Annotated in this window: 14 protein-coding genes and 5 tRNA genes; 7 read left to right on the forward strand and 12 right to left on the reverse strand. The window is 37.7% G+C overall.

The features are described from left to right. Positions 1-68 precede the first annotated feature (68 nt). From HCX62_RS08830 to HCX62_RS08855, 6 genes are all read right to left on the reverse strand, one after another. Positions 69-2330, reverse strand: coding sequence for a glycoside hydrolase family 65 protein (locus HCX62_RS08830; RefSeq protein ID WP_185638541.1), 2262 nt, complete (start codon positions 2328-2330; stop codon positions 69-71). A 15-nt stretch (positions 2331-2345) separates the two neighbouring features. After that, positions 2346-3179: a DUF1189 domain-containing protein gene (locus tag HCX62_RS08835; RefSeq protein WP_185638543.1), complete on the reverse strand. Its 834-nt coding sequence runs from the start codon at positions 3177-3179 to the stop codon at positions 2346-2348. A gap of 27 nt (positions 3180-3206) precedes the next feature. Then, the gene (locus HCX62_RS08840; RefSeq protein WP_003763416.1) at positions 3207-4058 is read right to left on the reverse strand and encodes a sugar ABC transporter permease; all 852 of its coding nucleotides are present in this window, start codon (positions 4056-4058) and stop codon (positions 3207-3209) included. After that, on the reverse strand, positions 4059-5366 hold the full coding sequence (locus HCX62_RS08845; RefSeq protein WP_185392236.1) for a sugar ABC transporter permease: 1308 nt from the start codon (positions 5364-5366) through the stop codon (positions 4059-4061). Between the two features lie 88 nt (positions 5367-5454). Then, entirely contained in the window at positions 5455-6714 is a 1260-nt protein-coding gene (locus HCX62_RS08850; protein ID WP_185638545.1) for an extracellular solute-binding protein, read from the reverse strand. Between the two features lie 213 nt (positions 6715-6927). Continuing rightward, positions 6928-8703 (reverse strand): glycoside hydrolase family 13 protein, encoded by a 1776-nt coding sequence (locus HCX62_RS08855; protein WP_185638546.1) that lies wholly within the window; start codon positions 8701-8703, stop codon positions 6928-6930. A 257-nt stretch (positions 8704-8960) separates the two neighbouring features. Here HCX62_RS08855 and HCX62_RS08860 point away from each other — a divergent pair, with 257 nt between their 5' ends. Continuing rightward, positions 8961-9596: a CPBP family intramembrane glutamic endopeptidase gene (locus tag HCX62_RS08860; protein WP_185638548.1), complete on the forward strand. Its 636-nt coding sequence runs from the start codon at positions 8961-8963 to the stop codon at positions 9594-9596. A gap of 36 nt (positions 9597-9632) precedes the next feature. On the opposite strand, the gene HCX62_RS08865 is transcribed toward HCX62_RS08860, so the two are convergent. The 3 genes from HCX62_RS08865 to HCX62_RS08875 all read right to left on the reverse strand — a co-directional run bounded on the left by HCX62_RS08865 (position 9633) and on the right by HCX62_RS08875 (position 13393). Next, entirely contained in the window at positions 9633-10598 is a 966-nt protein-coding gene (locus HCX62_RS08865) for a LacI family DNA-binding transcriptional regulator (protein WP_185638550.1), read from the reverse strand. A 138-nt stretch (positions 10599-10736) separates the two neighbouring features. Then, positions 10737-10973: a type 2 periplasmic-binding domain-containing protein gene (locus HCX62_RS08870; RefSeq protein WP_185638552.1), complete on the reverse strand. Its 237-nt coding sequence runs from the start codon at positions 10971-10973 to the stop codon at positions 10737-10739. A 596-nt stretch (positions 10974-11569) separates the two neighbouring features. After that, positions 11570-13393 carry a potassium transporter KimA gene (locus tag HCX62_RS08875; protein WP_185501913.1) on the reverse strand — a complete coding sequence of 608 codons (1824 nt, stop codon included), beginning with the start codon at positions 13391-13393 and terminating at the stop codon, positions 11570-11572. A gap of 334 nt (positions 13394-13727) precedes the next feature. Between HCX62_RS08875 and HCX62_RS08880 the strand changes: the two genes are divergently transcribed. From HCX62_RS08880 to HCX62_RS08900, 5 genes are all read left to right on the forward strand, one after another. Next, positions 13728-13799, forward strand: a tRNA-Glu gene (locus HCX62_RS08880). A 157-nt stretch (positions 13800-13956) separates the two neighbouring features. Next, positions 13957-14030 (forward strand) — tRNA-Thr (locus HCX62_RS08885). A gap of 9 nt (positions 14031-14039) precedes the next feature. Next, positions 14040-14123, forward strand: a tRNA-Tyr gene (locus tag HCX62_RS08890). Positions 14124-14134: 11 nt separating this feature from the next. Beyond that, positions 14135-14206, forward strand: a tRNA-Gln gene (locus HCX62_RS08895). A 9-nt stretch (positions 14207-14215) separates the two neighbouring features. Then, a tRNA-Lys gene (locus HCX62_RS08900) sits at positions 14216-14288 on the forward strand. 100 nt (positions 14289-14388) lie between these two features. Here the strand turns inward: HCX62_RS08900 and HCX62_RS08905 are convergent. Further along, entirely contained in the window at positions 14389-15090 is a 702-nt protein-coding gene (locus HCX62_RS08905) for a Crp/Fnr family transcriptional regulator (protein WP_185638554.1), read from the reverse strand. Positions 15091-15568: 478 nt separating this feature from the next. On the opposite strand from HCX62_RS08905, the gene HCX62_RS08910 reads away from it, so the two are divergent. Then, the gene (locus HCX62_RS08910) at positions 15569-16270 is read left to right on the forward strand and encodes a Crp/Fnr family transcriptional regulator (RefSeq protein WP_185638556.1); all 702 of its coding nucleotides are present in this window, start codon (positions 15569-15571) and stop codon (positions 16268-16270) included. A 40-nt stretch (positions 16271-16310) separates the two neighbouring features. Here the strand turns inward: HCX62_RS08910 and HCX62_RS08915 are convergent, their stop codons facing one another. Beyond that, on the reverse strand, positions 16311-17210 hold the full coding sequence (locus tag HCX62_RS08915; protein WP_185638558.1) for a ketose-bisphosphate aldolase: 900 nt from the start codon (positions 17208-17210) through the stop codon (positions 16311-16313). A gap of 16 nt (positions 17211-17226) precedes the next feature. Further along, positions 17227-18081 (reverse strand): class II fructose-bisphosphate aldolase, encoded by an 855-nt coding sequence (locus HCX62_RS08920; protein WP_185638560.1) that lies wholly within the window; start codon positions 18079-18081, stop codon positions 17227-17229. Between the last annotated feature and the right edge of the window lie 12 nt (positions 18082-18093).

Genomic DNA, 18093 nt, shown 5'->3' on the forward strand with positions numbered 1-18093 from the left:
GGAAAGATTTGTTAAAGAAAAAACTTGCTGAAAACGTTTGTTATCGTTTCCAACAAGTCCTATTATCGTTAAATTTCTACTGTTATAGCCGTTTCTAGCAAATATTTTTTCTTATACATTTCTAAATTAATTGGCTCACCGTGGCATAATTTCACAGTCACTTGACCAACTTCCACTTTTACTTCTAGCAAGCGATCACGGAAGTTAATTTTGAAACGGTAATTATCCCAGCCGGTTGGTAAGAATGGTGCAAAACTTAGCTCGCCGGATGTTACTCGCATGCCAGCAAATCCTTGGACAATCGATAACCAGCTTCCTGCCATGGAGGTAATGTGCAGGCCATCGTCGGTATCGTTGTTGATATTATCAAGATCCAGTCGCGCCGTCCGCTGATACAGTTCTACTGCTTTATCATATTTCCCAAGTTCCGCAGCTAACACCGCATGAACTGCTGGAGATAAGCTAGATTCGTGTACGGTTAGTGGTTCATAAAATTCAAAGTTGCGTTGTTTCGTATCGAAGTCAAAATCATCATAGAACAAATATAAGCCTTGAAGTACATCTGCTTGTTTAATGAAGCAAGAACGCAAAATTTTATCCCATGACCAGTTTTGATTGATCGGCATATCTTCTGATTTTAGTGTATCCGTAGAACGTAATTCTTTGTCTAAAAAAGTATCATGCTGCACAAAAATCTGCCATTTTTCGTCAAAAGGATAATACATGCGATGCTCAATATCTTCCCATTTAGCGACTTCATACTCGGTGACGCCTAAACGTTTTTTTGCTTCTGCGTCCAAATTTTCGAGCGTATAACGGATCGTCCAAGCGGCGATGTAATTTGTATACCAGTTATTGCTGACGTTATTATCGTATTCATTTGGTCCAGTAACACCGTGAATCATATATTTATCGAGGCGATCGGATAAATGCACACGGTCGGCCCAAAAACGGGTGATTTCAGTTAATACTTCGATACCATCTGTTTTTAAATACGAATCATCACCAGTGTAGTTTGTATAGTTGTAAATCGCATAGGCAATCGCGCCATTGCGGTGAATTTCTTCAAAGGTAATTTCCCATTCGTTATGACACTCGACTCCGGTAAAAGTTACCATCGGGTACAGTGCGCCACCTAAGCCGATTTTCTGCGCATTTATTTTCGCGCCATCTAATTGATCGTGACGATATTTCAGTAAGTTACGGCTCACCGATTTATCAGTCAGCGATAAATACATTGGTAAGGCGAATGCTTCGGTATCCCAGTAGGTCGCGCCGCCATATTTTTCACCAGTGAAGCCTTTAGGGCCTATGTTTAATCTTGCATCTTCGCCGTAGTAAGTCGCAAATAATTGGAAAATGTTAAAACGGATGCCTTGTTGGGCGGAATCGTCTCCCGCAATCTCGACATCGGCTTTATCCCAGCGTTCGCGCCACCCTGCTACATGTGCGGCTAGTAACTCTTCATAAGACAATGTTTCTAAACTATTTAAAATCGCTTCTCCCGCTGGTAAAATTTCCCCTTCTTCAAAATCACGAGAAGTTGTGATGACTACGCGTTTTTCCATTTGCGCCACTTCATTTGCTTGTAAGTCGAATTGGTAGTGATTTTCGGCGTAAAGGGCTTTTGTTTGATTTGTTTGATTTGCCGTATTGGTCTTATTTTCCATTACTGCTGAAACGGTGAAGCGTGGTGTACCAAAGTTATTTGGGATTGTTTTAGTTACAAGCGAGCCGCGACTTGCTGATGAAGCTTTTTCGACTTCTTGCCAGAACATTTCTTCATAGTTGGCATCTTCATTTTGGACGTTACCATTTAAAGTAGATGTTAATTCGACTTTTGCCGGGCTTTCGGATTGCACGTGGTAGCGAATAACCGCTAGTTCTTTCGTTGCAACACTTAGAAAACGTTCCGCAGAAATTTGGAAAGTTTTACTATTTTTAACAACCGTGAATCGTCGTCTTAAAACGCCTTTTTCCATATCTAATTCTAGTTCAAAATCGCTTACTTCATCTACAAATAAATCGAGTTTTTCACCGTCAAGACGCACTTCAATTCCGATAAAATTAAGACCGTTAATGACTTTTCCAAAATAATCTGGGTAGCCATTTTTCCACCAGCCAACGCGTGTTTTATCGGGAAACCATACGCCTGCATAATAAGTTCCAATATGGCCGTCGCCGGAGTATCCTTCTTCAAAATTCCCGCGCATCCCCATGTATCCATTACCGAGTGAAGTTAGGCTTTCCTGCAAACGTTTATTTTCTTTATCTAGTTTGGTTGTACGTAATGTCCATGGTTCGATTTCAAATAATTGCTTCTGTGCCATACTAAAACCTCCTAATTAGCGACTAGCAGCCATACTTTTTTCACTAGTCTTATAAAATCTTGTCTTTAAAAATGTCCATGCTATCATTAACACCATTCCAAGCGACTGAACGGCCATAATAACTGTAATATCAAAGTAGATAAAGCCGATAATACAAGCCGCAATCACCGGAATCCCCAGTGCATTTAGCGTTAAATTAAGTGATTCTTTAAAAGAAGCAATGCTTGAAAAACTGCTCCGTTTGGTCATCCAAATGAAAAGCGTTGTGAATATAGCCAACATCAGCGAACTAACGAAAATAATCGAGCCAATCATTAGTACCATCGATAAGAAAACAAAGGCTTGATTTTCCAAGTACCACTGCGCTGAAACCCAATCAATGAGCGATTCCCCAGACGTAATTTCGCTTAACGTCGCGTTTTTCGGATAGCTCACTTCGAAATTGTAGCCACTCGCATCTGTCAGCGTCATTTCCTGGTCTTTGAAGTTAATAATATTTTTAGCTCCAGCCAGTTCTGCTTGCGTTAAATTCACGCCAGCCACACCATTTGCTGATTTTTCGACGATATGCGCATTTTTGTCTGCCAGCTCTCCATTTACTAGCTCCAGTCCACTAAGTTCTGTCGCTAGTTGATCCGTACCAAGTGTTGCCATTTTCGGCATTAAACTCGGTAAATCAAAGCTTGACTGATTGGCAAAATGAGCGGATACAGGTAATAATAGCAGCGCATTTAAGAAAATAAATACGATGACCATTTGCCAGAATTTCAGTACTTTCCGACCTTCGAAAATTGCCGTTGGACCGAGCGTACTTTTTACATATTGAATGATAAACGGAACTTTTTTCATTGATATCACAGCCTTTTTAAAAATCAATTATCCTTTTGTTCCACCAGCAGTTAGGCCGGAAACAAAATTCTTTTGTAAGAAGAAGAACAGTAAACAAATTGGTAGCGCGGCTAAGATTGCGCCCGCTGCGAATAAGGCTACTTTTTGTTGTTGAGGGTTGGCAATAAAGGTTTGAAGACCAACCGCGATTGTTAAGTTTTCTGGCGTTCTTAGTAGGAATTTTGCAAGTAAGAAGTCACCGAATGGTCCCATGAATGCCCAGAGAGCTTGAACGGCAATCATCGGTCTTACAAGTGGTAAAATGATTTGCGCAAAAATCCGGAAGTGCCCTGCGCCGTCGAGTTTGGCGGATTCATCAAGATCACGTGGCACGGTATCGAAGTAGCCCTTCATCAGCCATGTGTTCATTGGAATCCCGCCGCCGATATAAATTAATGTTAAGAACCAATATTGGTCAAGCGCGCCTAGTAGCATTGCTAACACGTAGAAAGCTGTTAGCGCGGCCATTGTTGGCACCATTTGAATAATCAAGAAGAACACTAAGCTATTTTTACGACCTTTGAAACGGTAACGGCTATATGTATAACCGGCAAGTGTCACAATCGTTACTTGCATAATCATCGTTACAACCGCGATAATCAGCGTGTTTTTGTACCAATCAAGATATAATGTTTCATTAAATAATCTTGTAAAGTTATTCAGCGTCCAGCTATCCGACCACTCCAGTGTAAACGCCGCGATATTCCCTGGTTTGAAGGCCGAAGATGCAGTTATTAGAATCGGATACAAAATAATAATCGTAAGCACGGTTAAAAATAAATACGTGAAAAACTGTGTTAAAAACTTTGTTGTCCGCTGATCTTTCATAAAGTCTCTCATTTACATCATCTCCTCGTTCCCAAAGGCATTCGTTTTCTTAAAGGCAATCATCGAAACGGTAATGACGATAATTGAAATAAGTAACGTCACAGCAGCAGCTACAGCGTATTGTGGCGAAGTACCTGTTGTTAATTTGTAAATCCATGAAATTAAGATATCGGTTGATCCTGCGCCTGCTCCGACACTTCCGGGACCACCTTCATTGAATAAGTAAATAATTGAAAAGTTATTGAAGTTAAATGTATATTGCGTAATAAATACAGGCGCTGTTACGAATAAAATCATCGGTAGCGTAATTTTACGGAAACGTTGAATCGCGCTTGCTCCATCAATTCTAGCTGCTTCGTAAAGCTCACCAGGAATCGCTTGAAGCACCCCTGTAACCATAACGTAAATATACGGAAAACCAAGCCAACCTTGGATACCAATCAGCGCCACTTTTGTCCAGAAAGGATCTGTTTTCCAAGCAATCGCATTGATATCAACAAATGGCAAATGGTTTAGAAGCGGGATAACTTGCGAATTAATCGCCCCGATACTATCGTTAAACATATTCGAAAAACTCATAATCGTAATAAAAGCTGGTACCGCCCAAGGAAGTAAGAAAACTACCCCGAAAAGACGTTTTCCTTTAATAAAGCTTTGGTTCGCTACAATCGCTGTGAATACCCCAACAACAATTTGCAAAGAAGTCGCACAGATCGTCCAAACGAGCGTCCACGAAAATACACTCAGGAATGTGTCGCGATACGAACTTAGGAAGAAAATATTAAAGAAGTTCTTAAATCCAACCCAGTCAATTAAGTTCGCTGGCGGAATATGGTAAAAATCATAGTTCGTAAATGCCATGAAAAGCGTTACAAGAACTGGGAAAATAATAACAAAAGTCATCACTAGGTAAGCGGGTAGCGTAAGTAAGTACGGGAAGCCTTTGTCGAGCATATTTTTTATAATAGCAATTGCGGAACGATTGACAGTTTCACCGAGGTTCCACTGCATAGCCACGCGTCTTGCATCGAAAATATTTATAAACCAAAAGCCTATAAATAGTAATGTCACAATTAATTGTAAAGTACCCTCAATCATTAAGAATAAGGAATGGTCCACACCCGGCACAGATCCAAGTGTCACGAGGCCAATAAGTGCATTCAGCCCAACTGCAAAAAATTCTATGATAAACAAAGCAAATAGTGCGAAAAAGACAATCCCTTTAAAATTTTGCTTATTATAAAATTGACCAAGTCCCGGAATGATTGATAACAAAGTCGCTTGACGAACATTTTTAATTTGTTTTTGTTCTAGTTTCATTTTGTTACCCTCAATTCTAGATATAGATTCACTAGCTAAGTTGAAAAAAATTGGCGGGGCGCGCTATCTTTGCCCCGCCAAATCATGATTACTTAGTATATTTTTGCGTTACATTGTCTTCAATTACTTTTACTGCATCGTCCGCTGATTGTTGCGGTGTTTTCGAACCAGAAGCTGCATCAAACATTAAGTTTTCAGCACCAGTCCAAACTTCCGACATTTCTGGAATATTTGGCATTGGTTGCGCATTTTTGTATTGTTCGATAACGGCATTTGTTAATTCGTCATTTTTCGATTTTGCTGTATCGCGTGCTTTTAAGTTAGCTGGTACTTCATTTGTCATATCATATAAAGTTTCTTGATTTTTTTGGTCAGTCACATAATCCAACCATTTTTGAGCTACATCTTTGTTTTTAGAATAGTTACTTACAACCCAACCTTTACCGCCTGCAAATGGAGAATACTCTTTGCCGTTATCAAGTGTTGGGATTTTTGCTACGCCGTAATTAATTTTTGCTTCTTTGTAGTTTGCTGCTGACCAAGGGCCGCCTAGAATAGCTGCTGCTTTACCTTTAACAAATTGGTCTTGGATAAAGTCATCCGCACTCTTATTATCTTGCATACCTTTTGGCCATACATCTTGGAACCATTTTGTTGCATAAGTAATTCCTTCAACCGAACCTTTATTGTTTAAACCGATGTCTTTTGGATTTGTACCTTCATCGCCGAACACATAACCACCGTATCCTGCAAGAAGTCCGTAAGAGAAGTAGAAATCAGTCCATTTTGCTAAGAAACCAGTATTTTTTCCTTTTTCAGAAGTGAAAGCAAAACGAGAATCTTTGGAAAGTGTTTCTAAATCTTTAAAAGTTGCTGGGGCTTTGTCGAGTAAATCTTTATTATAGTAAAGAACTAATGTTTCAATAATTGCTGGAGCACCGTAAATTTTATCATCAATGGTTACTTGTTTTTGGTCTTTTTCATCGTAATCGTCTTTATTACCAAGTTTAACTTCCGCCAAATGTCCTTGTTGACCTAGGCTTCCGATTCTATCAAATGCAGACATCATTATGTCTGGTGCAGTTCCAGCTGGACCGTCAAGTGGAAGTGCTTCTAACGTTTCAAACATGTCTTTTTCGACTACTTTTACTTTCACGTCATTGTCTTTTTCAAAATCACCTTTTATTTTGTTCACGTAGTCTTTGTAACCTGCGTCAACAGAAACCGTTAATGTCTTTTCATCAGATGAGCCCGATTTGCTAGTATCTTTTCCGCCACCACATGCTGCCAAGCTTAAAGCCATTACTAAAACCGCCGAAACTATTCCCACTTTTTTGAAACGCTTCATTTACTTTTCCTCCTCTTTATGAAAAAAGTCGCTCTTTACTGTCTGATTTTCCAAGTCCCCATCTTTTTTCAATTCTTTTTAAAGTTTGTGAATTAGGTTAACCTATGCATTTATTATATGCTGATTCCGAAAGCGTTTACAAGGGGATTTCACATGTTACCGATAACAACATTTTTCCGGTAAACATGTGAAAAATCCCTTTACGCTGTTGATTTAACTGTTTTCTTTAATAACAAGAAATCCTTTTGCCGGGATGACAAGATTATCCGATACAGCTTGATTGTTCCAAATATCTGTCGCCGAATTTTCAAATGAAATTGTGAAATCTTTTTCTTCTTTCGCTTGATTGAAAAGGAAATGCAATTTTTCGCCATTTAGCCCTTTTGTAAATGCTGTGATGCCCGTTTCGCTATTTGCATCTAACCAAGTTAACTCGCCAGATGTAATGATTGCTTGATTATCTTTTCGAAGCGCAATTAGTTGTTTCGTAAACGCTAGCATATCTTGATTTTGTTTTGCTTCGTCCCACTCCATACATTTACGACAACCCGGGTCATTTCCGCCGTCCATTCCGATTTCTGTGCCGTAATAAATACACGGCGAACCAGTGTGCGCAAACATGAAGGCAAGCGCCTGTTTCACTTTAGCTTCGTCATTATTAGCACGCGTTAAAATCCGCGCCGTATCATGGCTATCAAGCATGTTAAACATCACTTCATTCACTTGATTTGGGTAGCGCATATATTGCTCATTAATACCCGAAACCATTTGCTCTGGCGTGATTTTTTCTTCAATAAAGTTCTCAATAATAGTTTGCGTAAATGGATAGTTCATCACCGCATTGAATTCATCGCCAAGCAGCCAAATCCACGAATCATGCCAAATTTCACCAAGAATATAAATGTCTTCTTTTTCCGCTTGAACCGCTTTTTTAAACTCTTTCCAAAAAGCGTGATCCACTTCATTAGCAACGTCTAATCGCCAACCATCAATGTCAAATTCACGAATCCAGTAAGTTGCAATATCAAGAAGATACTTTTGAACTTCCGGGTTAGCTGTATTTAATTTCGGCATGTGTGTCGTGAAAGCAAATGTATCATAGGAAAGCGTTGGTTCTCCTTCAATATTGCCATTTTCATTTTGACGAACAGGGAAACTATGAATATGGAACCAATCGCGATACGCTGATTTTTCTTCGTTTAGAACAACATCTTGCCACTCTGCGGAAGTATCGCCAATGTGGTTAAATACTGCATCTAACATAATCCGAATGCCACGTTTATGCGCTTCTTGAACCAATTTTCTAAAGGTCTCTTTGTCGCCAAAATGCGGATCAATTTTTTTATAATCAACCGTGTCATATTTATGATTAGTCGGCGCTTCAAACACAGGCGTTAAATAAACCCCATTAATGCCAAGCTCCGCTAAATAATCTAAATGCTCGATAATTCCTTCAATATCTCCGCCAAAAAAGTCTGTCGTGCTCGGATCTTTACTTCCCCACGGCAACGCATTTTCCGGAGAAATTGCCGGATTGCCATTCGCAAAACGTTCCGGGAAAATTTGATACCAGATTGTTTTCCCAACCCATTCAGGCGCTTCGAAAGTATCCACCGCATGTATAAACGGAAATTTAAAGTAATAATCCATCGTATTTAAATTCGCTTCGGTCGGCTCAAAAAAGCCACGTCCGCCGTAAAAGGTTGTTTCTCCCTCTGTATCCGTTAACAAAAAGCCATATTGAAGACGTCTATGCTCTGGCGTAATTGCAAAAAACCAATAATCGTGTTCTTCCGTTTCTGCTATTTTGCGCATCGTATAAGATTCACTTTGCCATTTTCCGTCGTTCCATAAGTAAGGGTCGGCCGCAATTAGAGTAACCTCGCTAATATCCAAGCGTTTCGTTCTAATCCGAATATGTAGTGTTTTCGCGTCATAACTATAAGCATAGCTACTCGCTGGTTGATGATAAATCCCTGCTTTTTCCATTTTTTCTCCTCCTATATCACCTTTCGTTCTATTTCAAATTAGCATTTCCATTAAAGCGTTTGCAACCTTTTCTCGCTCGTTAACGGTAACAAGATTTTCGAACTATTTAACATTCTTTCAATATACTATAGAAGAAAGCCAATTATCTTTCCTCCTTTAAAGTGACAAATTAGTAACTTTACTGATTTAAAGTAAAGAGCTATAATAACTCATGGACTAATGAAATCTTTTGAAAAACGGTCTAAAAGGAGGATAAAATGGAAAATACTTTAAGCTATAGAAAACAAGGGTATTGGTTATTTTCCAGCGCAATCCTTATTGGTGTTCTCTCTCTTCTTTTGAAATTCATCATTCCCAATCAAGGTGTGTTAGAATTTATAGGTGCTTTTTTTAATGCCCTATGCATGGGGGGTATTGCTTTTATCATATTGAAAGCAGAATTCCTCGATTGGTTTAAACATTTTAGTTTCAAATGGATACTTATTGGTGCTCCTGCATTAATCATTATCGGTACTATTTTCAACATTGCGTGGGCTACCTTCGCAGGTAGTACTACTGAAAATGGTATCAACAGTTTGATTACATGGTCTTACGTTTTTACAAGTATTCCATTTATGATACTCGGCGAAGAATTGCTATCCATTAGCTTGCTATACGCCGCTTGGAAAAAATGGAATTGGAAATTCTGGCATGCGTCCTTGCTCTGCGCTTTACTTTTTGCAACATGGCACTTGACTTCCTATGATTTTAATTTCCTACAATGTATCATTACGTTGGCACCAGCAAGACTCATCTTGAACTACTTATTTAAGAAAACAAACTCGATTTGGGTTACATTTATTGTTCACTTCATCTTTGATTTTATTGCATTTTTACCGATTTTACTCAAATAAAAAAGACGCTAGGAATAAAGATTCCTAGCGTTTTTATTACTCTTCTTTTCCAGTTGTAGAGGCTCGTATCAGTAATTCAGGAGTAAATAATAGGTTTCCTTGAGGCTTTCCATGATCATTAATTTTTGCAAGTAACATCTTTGCGAGTTCTTCCCCCATTTCGACAACAGGAGAACGCACAGTAGTAATCTTCGGTGATGAAATTCTATCTAAGAAAACACCATCAAACCCTGTTACAGCAATGTTTTCACCAAAACGGCGACCAAATGCAGCAGCAGCCCGCACGACACCGATTGCAATTCGATCTGATGCGCAAACAATCGCAATTTTTTCCGAATTATAACGTAGTAATTCAAAAGCTTTTTCTTCCGCGACACTCGAACTATTCGCAATAAAATAGCTTTCCGGCTCCAAACCGTGTTTTTTCACTACTTCTTCGTAACCTTCTAAACGTGATTTCATAAACTGCTCACCTAATAAATCAATTCCTAAAAAGACAATTCGCGAAAATCCAATTGCTACCATATGCTCTGTTGCAAGCTCTGTTCCTTTTTTGTTATCCACATCAATTGAATCATAACCGCGCTTATTTTCACCATAAAAAATAACTGGTTTATCGATATCTAAAAGTCCTAAATCATAATCTTTATCGCGTATTCCTGTGACAATTAGCCCATCATACGCTCCGATATTTCTGGATCTTTGGGTAACTAATTGAAGCGAATAATAGTACTTATCTAATTCGCGACTAATCCCTGTTAGTAAGTTCATATAATATGGTTCAACTGTATCAATTTCTTCTAAAATCAAAAACTTAATGACTTGTGTCCTATTTTGAACAAGCGCCCTCGCAGCATAATTGGGTACATACTCTAAGGCTTCCATTGCACTATAAACAAGCATTTTCAGTTCATCTGAGACTTGATCTGGATGATTAATAACTCGTGAAACTGTCATTTTGGAGACATTTGCCCGTTTCGCAACATCTGCTAAAGTCGCCATCTCCAACCTCCTCCATTCATAATCTTCCTTATTGTACCATCTTTTACGCAAAAAAAAATATGAATTAACCCACAAAAAAAGCATTCTCCCTAAAAGTTCGAAAATGCTTGGTTTATTATAGTTATGTAATGAGTCATTTTATAGTGTTTGCCACTTTTTTTGAGAGACTCTGCGTTCTTTCGTTTGTTGATAAGTTTTGATAATCACTCTAAATAATTGATGAGTTCCGCCAATGATAGATCCAATGACAACAGCAACAAGTATCGTTGTTAGAAAACTAATAAATGGAAAACTAGATGCATTCATTGCAGCAATTCCTAATATAAAAACAATAATAGTAGGTAGTACATAATACCTAATGTCCTGTTCCTGCATACAAAGCGCCCCTTTACCAAAATTATAACTCCCATCAACTACTGAAATTATAACGCGAAAACTGGCTTTTTTCAAGGGTTAGACGGATTTTAGAACCACCTTATAAAAATGATAAATGGCTCTATATAGCGCTTTCTAAAGACGCCCTAAATCCACTCAGTATGAATTCATCAAAAAGAAAAATTTGTTACCACTTTGTAACATTAAGTAAGTCCTTTTACTTATTTTAAGTTAAGCTAATATTTATTCATTTTTTTAGATAAGTATTACTATTTATTGCCCTTTTTTCTGATTTAATTGCCCATTTATTTATAGCATATACAAAATACCGTGCTCTTCTTTTTGTTTCATAAAATTTTCTCCTGCTTTTGCAAAAAACTTTTTTCAGGCGGATTATTTTGTTTTTCAAAGTCGTATTCGTTGTAAAATGCTTTTTTACTTAAATGAAAATGACTTTTTCCAGCAAAAATTAACTTCAAAAAAGAAAATTCCATTTTTTACAAAAAAAGAAATACCAGTTATGCTTACGTTGTTCCATTATAAAAACGGAAGAGTTCCCCCCTCTTCCCCCGAAGGTCTCTTCCGTTTTTCTCTTGTTATTCTTTTAAGTGATAAGGATATGTTGACACTACTACATCCCTTTTCATTAGAAGTCTAGTGCGAATCAGTAGACTTGTTTGGTTATGAAGGACATTTTGCCAACCTTTTCTAGGAATAAATTGCGGTATTAATACCGTTAGTGAGTAATTGTCTTGATCTGCTTTTTGTTTAGCCGTGTCAATAAATTTCATTAATGGATCTGAAATGGAACGATACGGAGAAAACAGATTAGCCATGCGCACTTCAGGATGAACCCTATTCCATCTCTCAACAAATTCTTTTTCCTGTTTTTTATCAATAGAAATGTGAACAGCAATGACCGTGTCACCAATAGACTTAGCATATTGTAAGGCACCTTCAACAACCTTGGTGGTATCCGACACACAAATAATTACGGCATTTCCTTTAAAATCAGGCAAGTCCATTGTTTCGTCAATTCTAAGTTGTGGTCCCACTTTCCGGTAATGATGTCTCGTCCGATGGAACACATAAATCATAATAGGCATAAAGATAAATACTGGCCACACAGATTCAATTCTAGTTAAAAATAACACTAGTAGAACGGTGAACGAAATCGAGGCACCAAGTAAATTAGCTGATAATGCTTTTTTCCACCCTTTTGGACGCTGTTTCCACCATTTTACAATCATCCCTGTCTGTGAAAGCGTGAATGGTATAAACACCCCGACAGAGTATAGTGGAATGAGTAATTCCGTTTTTCCTTTAAATAAAATAATTAGTAAGATAGAGCCAATTGCTAATGTAATAATACCGTTAGAATAACCTAGTCTATCTCCTCTAGCTAAATACATTCTTGGCATAAATTTATCTTTCGCCAAGTTGAATGCTAACATTGGGAATGCAGAGAATCCGGTATTAGCTGCTAAGACTAAAATAAGTGCAGTCGTAGCTTGAATAAAATAAAACATGAAGTTTCTACCAAATACATTTTCGGCAATTTGAGATAATACAGTTACTTTTAATTCAGGTACAGTTCCATAAACAAAAGCAAGGACAGTTATTCCTACAAAGAAGAAGCCAAGCAAGCCTGCCATTAATGTTAATGTTTTCGCTGCATTTTTTGGTCGTGGTTCTTTAAATAACGGTACTGCATTTGAAATAGCCTCAATACCAGTTAAAGAAGCCGAGCCTGATGCAAATGCTCTTAATAAAAGAAAAATCGTTACGCCTTGTACATGTGTTCCTACCGCAGCAGTTTCATGACTTGCATCCATACCAGTTAATACTTTAAATAAACCTGTAAAAATAAGAGCTATAATAGAAAAAACAAATAAATATACTGGTATTGCGAGTAAACTAGCTGATTCAGTAATCCCCCTAAGGTTGATAATCGTTACTCCGACAACGAGCACCACAGCTATAGGTACTGCGAACGGATATAATGATGGGACAGCAGAAACAATTGCATCTGTTCCGGACGATACACTTACAGCAACGGTAAGCATGTAATCGACTAGTAAAGATCCACCTGCGATTAAACCAGCATTATTTCCTAAGTTCTCTCTCGAAACAATATATGCTCCCCCACCATGTGGATAAGAGTAAATAATTTGTTTATAAGATAGATTAAGAGCAAACAAAAGAACAAGTACACAGAGCGCAATTGGTAATGAATACCACATAGCGGCAGCACTAACAGTTACGAGTACCAATAAAATCTGTTCTGTACCATACGCAATAGAAGAAAGTGCATCTGATGACAGAACTGCTAAAGCTTTTAATTTCCCCAATTTTTGGTCTCCAGCTTCTGATGTTTTCAGAGGGCGGCCGATTAATAGTCTTTTTAGCGGCGAAGCCATTGTATTCCCTACCTTTTTTATTTGATTTTTAGCTAACTCCAAGTTGACCAGACACATTATAGCACAGCTAATTTTAGATTGTAATACTAAATTAAATTATTTTAGCTACCTAATTATTTTCCGAGTGAATAATTGTTCGTAGCGCTTGTTTTCGCGTCTTTTCCAACTGAAAATTTATTTCATACGCCTTTCAATATACATACCCATTAATAAGATAAATAACTCGTTTTTTTTAGTTATATTTTCAGAAAAAAAAGAATTTAATTTGGGTATTTACAAATGATAACCTTTTTTTATATAATAGTTTCTAGCGGTAAAAAACTTTTATACATATGGCCCGTTGGTCAAGCGGTTAAGACACCGCCCTTTCACGGCGGTAACACGGGTTCGAATCCCGTACGGGTCACTTTTTAATCAAAAAAATCAGCTTGAAAAATATTTTTCACTTTTTTTCAAAAAAAGCTGGTAAAATTGTTCAAAATGTTATATCATGTACTAGTATCTGTTTTTGAGAATTAATTATGCATTAGATTTCGATGTGCCAGCAGTGAGAGCGACTCTTAGCCGACTTAGCTCAATCTGGTAGAGCAACTGAATCGTAATCAGTAGGTTGCGGGTTCAATTCCTGCAGTCGGCATTTTATAACGGAGGGGTAGCGAAGTGGCTAAACGCGGCGGACTGTAAATCCGCTCCTTCGGGTTCGGTGGTTCGAATCCACTCCCCTCCACCATTTTCTATTATTGGGCTATAGCCAAGCGGTAAGGCAACGGATTTTGATTCCGTCATGCGCTGGTTCGAATCCAGCTAGCCCAGTCATATTTAGAGCCGTTAGCTCAGTTGGTAGAGCATCTGACTTTTAATCAGAGGGTCGCTGGTTCGAACCCAGCACGGCTCATCCTTAATGAAACAAGCAAAGTAGTCACTTTGCTTGTTTTTTTATATAGTAAAAGATAAACCATTTATTTAATAGTTTATCTTTTTTTCTAAGTATATGACTAGGGAGATGTTACTTTTGTTTTTAATCTGCTACATGGGGTTTCGTATTTATTCAATATGACGAAAGACTTCGAATTTTCTTCTAAAAAACCTGATTCTATCAACTTTCTACAGAGATGCGTAACTGAGCGTACAGATAGGTTAGAATAGTTAGCAATAATTTTTCTTGTGAAGCATTTCGGAATCCGGAGCATCCCTTCTTTTTCAGTGCCAAAAAAAATTCCTAATTGCTCTAACGACTCTTTCAAACGACTTTCCCCATTACCGCGCATTAAATTGCATTTTTCGATAAGTACATTTTCGTGATTTCGATTATTTAGATATAAATAGAGCCACCCCTCTTGCATCCCAATAATCGAGCAAATGATATCCTCCTTATCGAATTCATATGCAGTAATTGTTTCAATGACTCTGGCAGTGTATACATTCGCTTCTGCCATAAAATAATCATTTAAGCCAGCGATTTGGTTGGATCCTAAAAAACTTACTACATTTTGCTTTTTTTCCAATGAAACTATACCTTTTTCAATAAAGTAAACCCTTGCATTTATTGTATCTTCAGTTAATAAAATCGTGTTAGTTGATATTTTTGTTTTTTTATACGGGACTTTGTTATTGATTAAAGTTTGTAGGAAGCATGTATACCCGAATTCTTCTTCCAAAACTTTTTTACTATACAAATTTTCAAATACCGATTGCATATATTGTCATCTCATTTCTATTTTGGTTATTAGCAAATAGTTTTATAATGCGATGAGTGGCTTCTTACAAGTGATGATACTACCAAACACTTTTAAAAGGAACCCAACAAAAAAACCAAACTTCCTACATTCCCCAACAATTTTTGACTTTTTTGTCACATTTAAAATTTATTCATTCTATCTATTATTTCGTTTGCATCTTTTAATACTTCTATTATAAGACAGCGCCTTCCACCCCACTTTTTCATCTAAAAGGTTTTGCGTATCCTTTTCTCAAAAACAGTACCTTGCGAAATACTTTTTTGCGGCATTATTTCCGTTTCTTTGCTATTTTCGCGATATTTTGAACGATTCGTGAAAGTTTTTATTTGGTTATTTTGTTCTTCATGTATACTATTTTCGCAAAAACAGCCTTATTAGAGAATAACGTTTTAGCAGCTCAGGTTACGGGAAACAAATGGCATAAGGGGGGATTCGTATGTATTTGAAAGAAACATTAGACCAATTTGCTTCGATTGATAATATTCTTAAACTTCTCAAGAAAAATCCTAGCTTTAATAAACACTGCAGGCAAGAACGGCTTCCGGAAAAAATGATAATGGCAGCGGATAAAACTAAAAACGATGTATATATAATAGAAGAAGGTTTTATAAAATTAATATTCGCCGGGGATAGCAACCGTAATTTTTCTTATATTGTATCTAAAGGTGCGTTTCTTCATTTGCCTATTTATTCTGAGGATATACCGCAGCATACAGCAATGCTTTCACTCACTGATGTTGTATGGTGGAAAATTGATTTTCATTACTTTAAAACTATGATGGCGTTAGAAGATCCAAAAAATTATTTAATGCTCCATCAATTAGCTGAAACCAGAAAAAGATTATATCTGATTGCTTTTCAAGAACAATTACCTCCCCGCAAAAGAGTTTATTATGCTTTAAACATGATGATTGATTTTGGTCTCGAAGTATCTGAAAAAGCAGTTGAGCTCCCGCCATTTTTAACTTATCAAGTTCTTGCTGATTATGCTAATACTTCTAAAAGTTACTCGTCCAAAGTCCTCGGGGATTTACGAAAACAAGGCATTTTGGAGTCACAAAAAAAGCCCTGGCGCATTAATGATGTCCAGAAGTTTCAACATTTAATGGAAACAAATATCCCACTTGTAAATAAATAAAAAAACTAAGAGCCAATTTTGACTCTTAGTTTTTTTCTAATTAAATTAGTTCGCTTCGCCAAGCTGGTGTTTTTGCTTGTTGATATTTCTCCACTTGATTAACTGATTGGAACAGTTCCATTTTATATTTCACGACTTCTTTCGCTGCATCAATGCAGTCTGGGTAAATTGCATTGGCGTCCCAAAGTTCTGTTGTACTTAAAATTTCACGGCATTTCTTATAAAAGGCGTATTTATAATCACTCGAAATGTTGACTTTTTGAATGCCAATTTCAACTGCTGCTGCAATTTCGGCATCGGGATTTGCGGAACCACCATGGAGCACAAGCGGAATGTTCACTAGAGCTTGTATCTCTTTTAAAATATCCAGGCGTAATTTGGGTTCTTTGTCTTTTGGATAAATACCGTGAGCCGTTCCAATTGCAACTGCTAGCGTGTCGACTCCAGTACGGCTAATATATTCTTCCGCTTCTTCAGGTTTTGTATAAATAATCTCGCTGACGCCACCTTCAATGCTATTTCCCGTTTTCCCGATAGTTCCGAGTTCGCCTTCAACAGAAATGCCCAATTTATGACAAACATCAACGACTTCTTTTGTCACTCGAATATTTTCTTCAAAAGGTAATAGTGAGCCATCAATCATCACTGAACTAAAGCCGCAACGCACTGCTCGCATCACATCGCCCATGTTATCACCATGATCCAAATGAAGTACAAATGGCACTGGACTATTTTTAATTCTCGCAAGTACATATTGGAAAAAATCATCTTTTGTAAAATCCAATTCCGTTGGATGCACGGCGATAATTGCTGGAGCATTATTTTTTTCGGCTTCTTCCACTACAACTCGCAAAAAGTTACTGTCTGCTACATTAAATGCTCCTACAGCGAATTTATTCTCTTTGGCTACTTCTAATAATTGTTTCATATTTACTAACATGTTTTCATTTCTCCTTTTAAAGTGATTTTCCGGTTGAACCGGATAGTTGAATATAATACTTAACAGCTTCTTTGCCGGCCTTCATTGTTTCATGGATTAAGTCGACATAGTTAATAGCTGGGTTTTCTTTTAAAGACGCTTTTATTTTATCGGCCTGCGCTTTCATAAAATCTGAGCCCACATTGATTTTATTAATACCGAGCCGAACAGACTCTCGGATATTTTCCGACCCGCAACCAGAACCGCCATGCAATACAAGTGGCATGTTTGTTGCTGCCTTAATTTCACGAACAATATCAAACTGGAAAGCGGGCGTAAAGCCTTCTGGATAATCACCGTGGGAAGAACCATACGAAATGGCTAGTGCATCAATTCCGGTTCGCTCTGCAAAATCAATTGCCACTTTGGGATTGGTATACATGTCTTGGTTCGTATAGTTATCCCCCGTCACCGCACCAATATTACCAACTTCCGCCTCGACACTTGCATTATAAACTTCCGCAAACTCGACCATTTTTTTCGTGATTGCAACGTTTTCTTCATAAGGATAACTAGAGGCATCCATCATCACACTGGAAAAACCGTCTGCCAAACATTGCTTCACTATCGCCACGTCTTGCCCGTGATCTAAATTAATCGCAACTTCCACGCTTGCTTCTTCTGCCATTTTTATAATCGGCTTCGTTAAAAATCGACTTCCTAAGTGGCTTGTTAAATGGTCTTGAAGTAAATCAATGATGATTGGCGCACGAAGTTCTTGAGCTGCATCGATTACCGCTCTTGCTGTTTCCAAGTTAAAACAATTAATCGCCATTACCGCGTAACGCTCTTTGTTCGCACGCGCCAACATTCCTTTCATCGAAACATACATTTGCCTTATCTC

Origin of the sequence: Listeria swaminathanii (assembly GCF_014229645.1) — a bacterium.
GTDB lineage: Bacteria > Bacillota > Bacilli > Lactobacillales > Listeriaceae > Listeria > Listeria swaminathanii.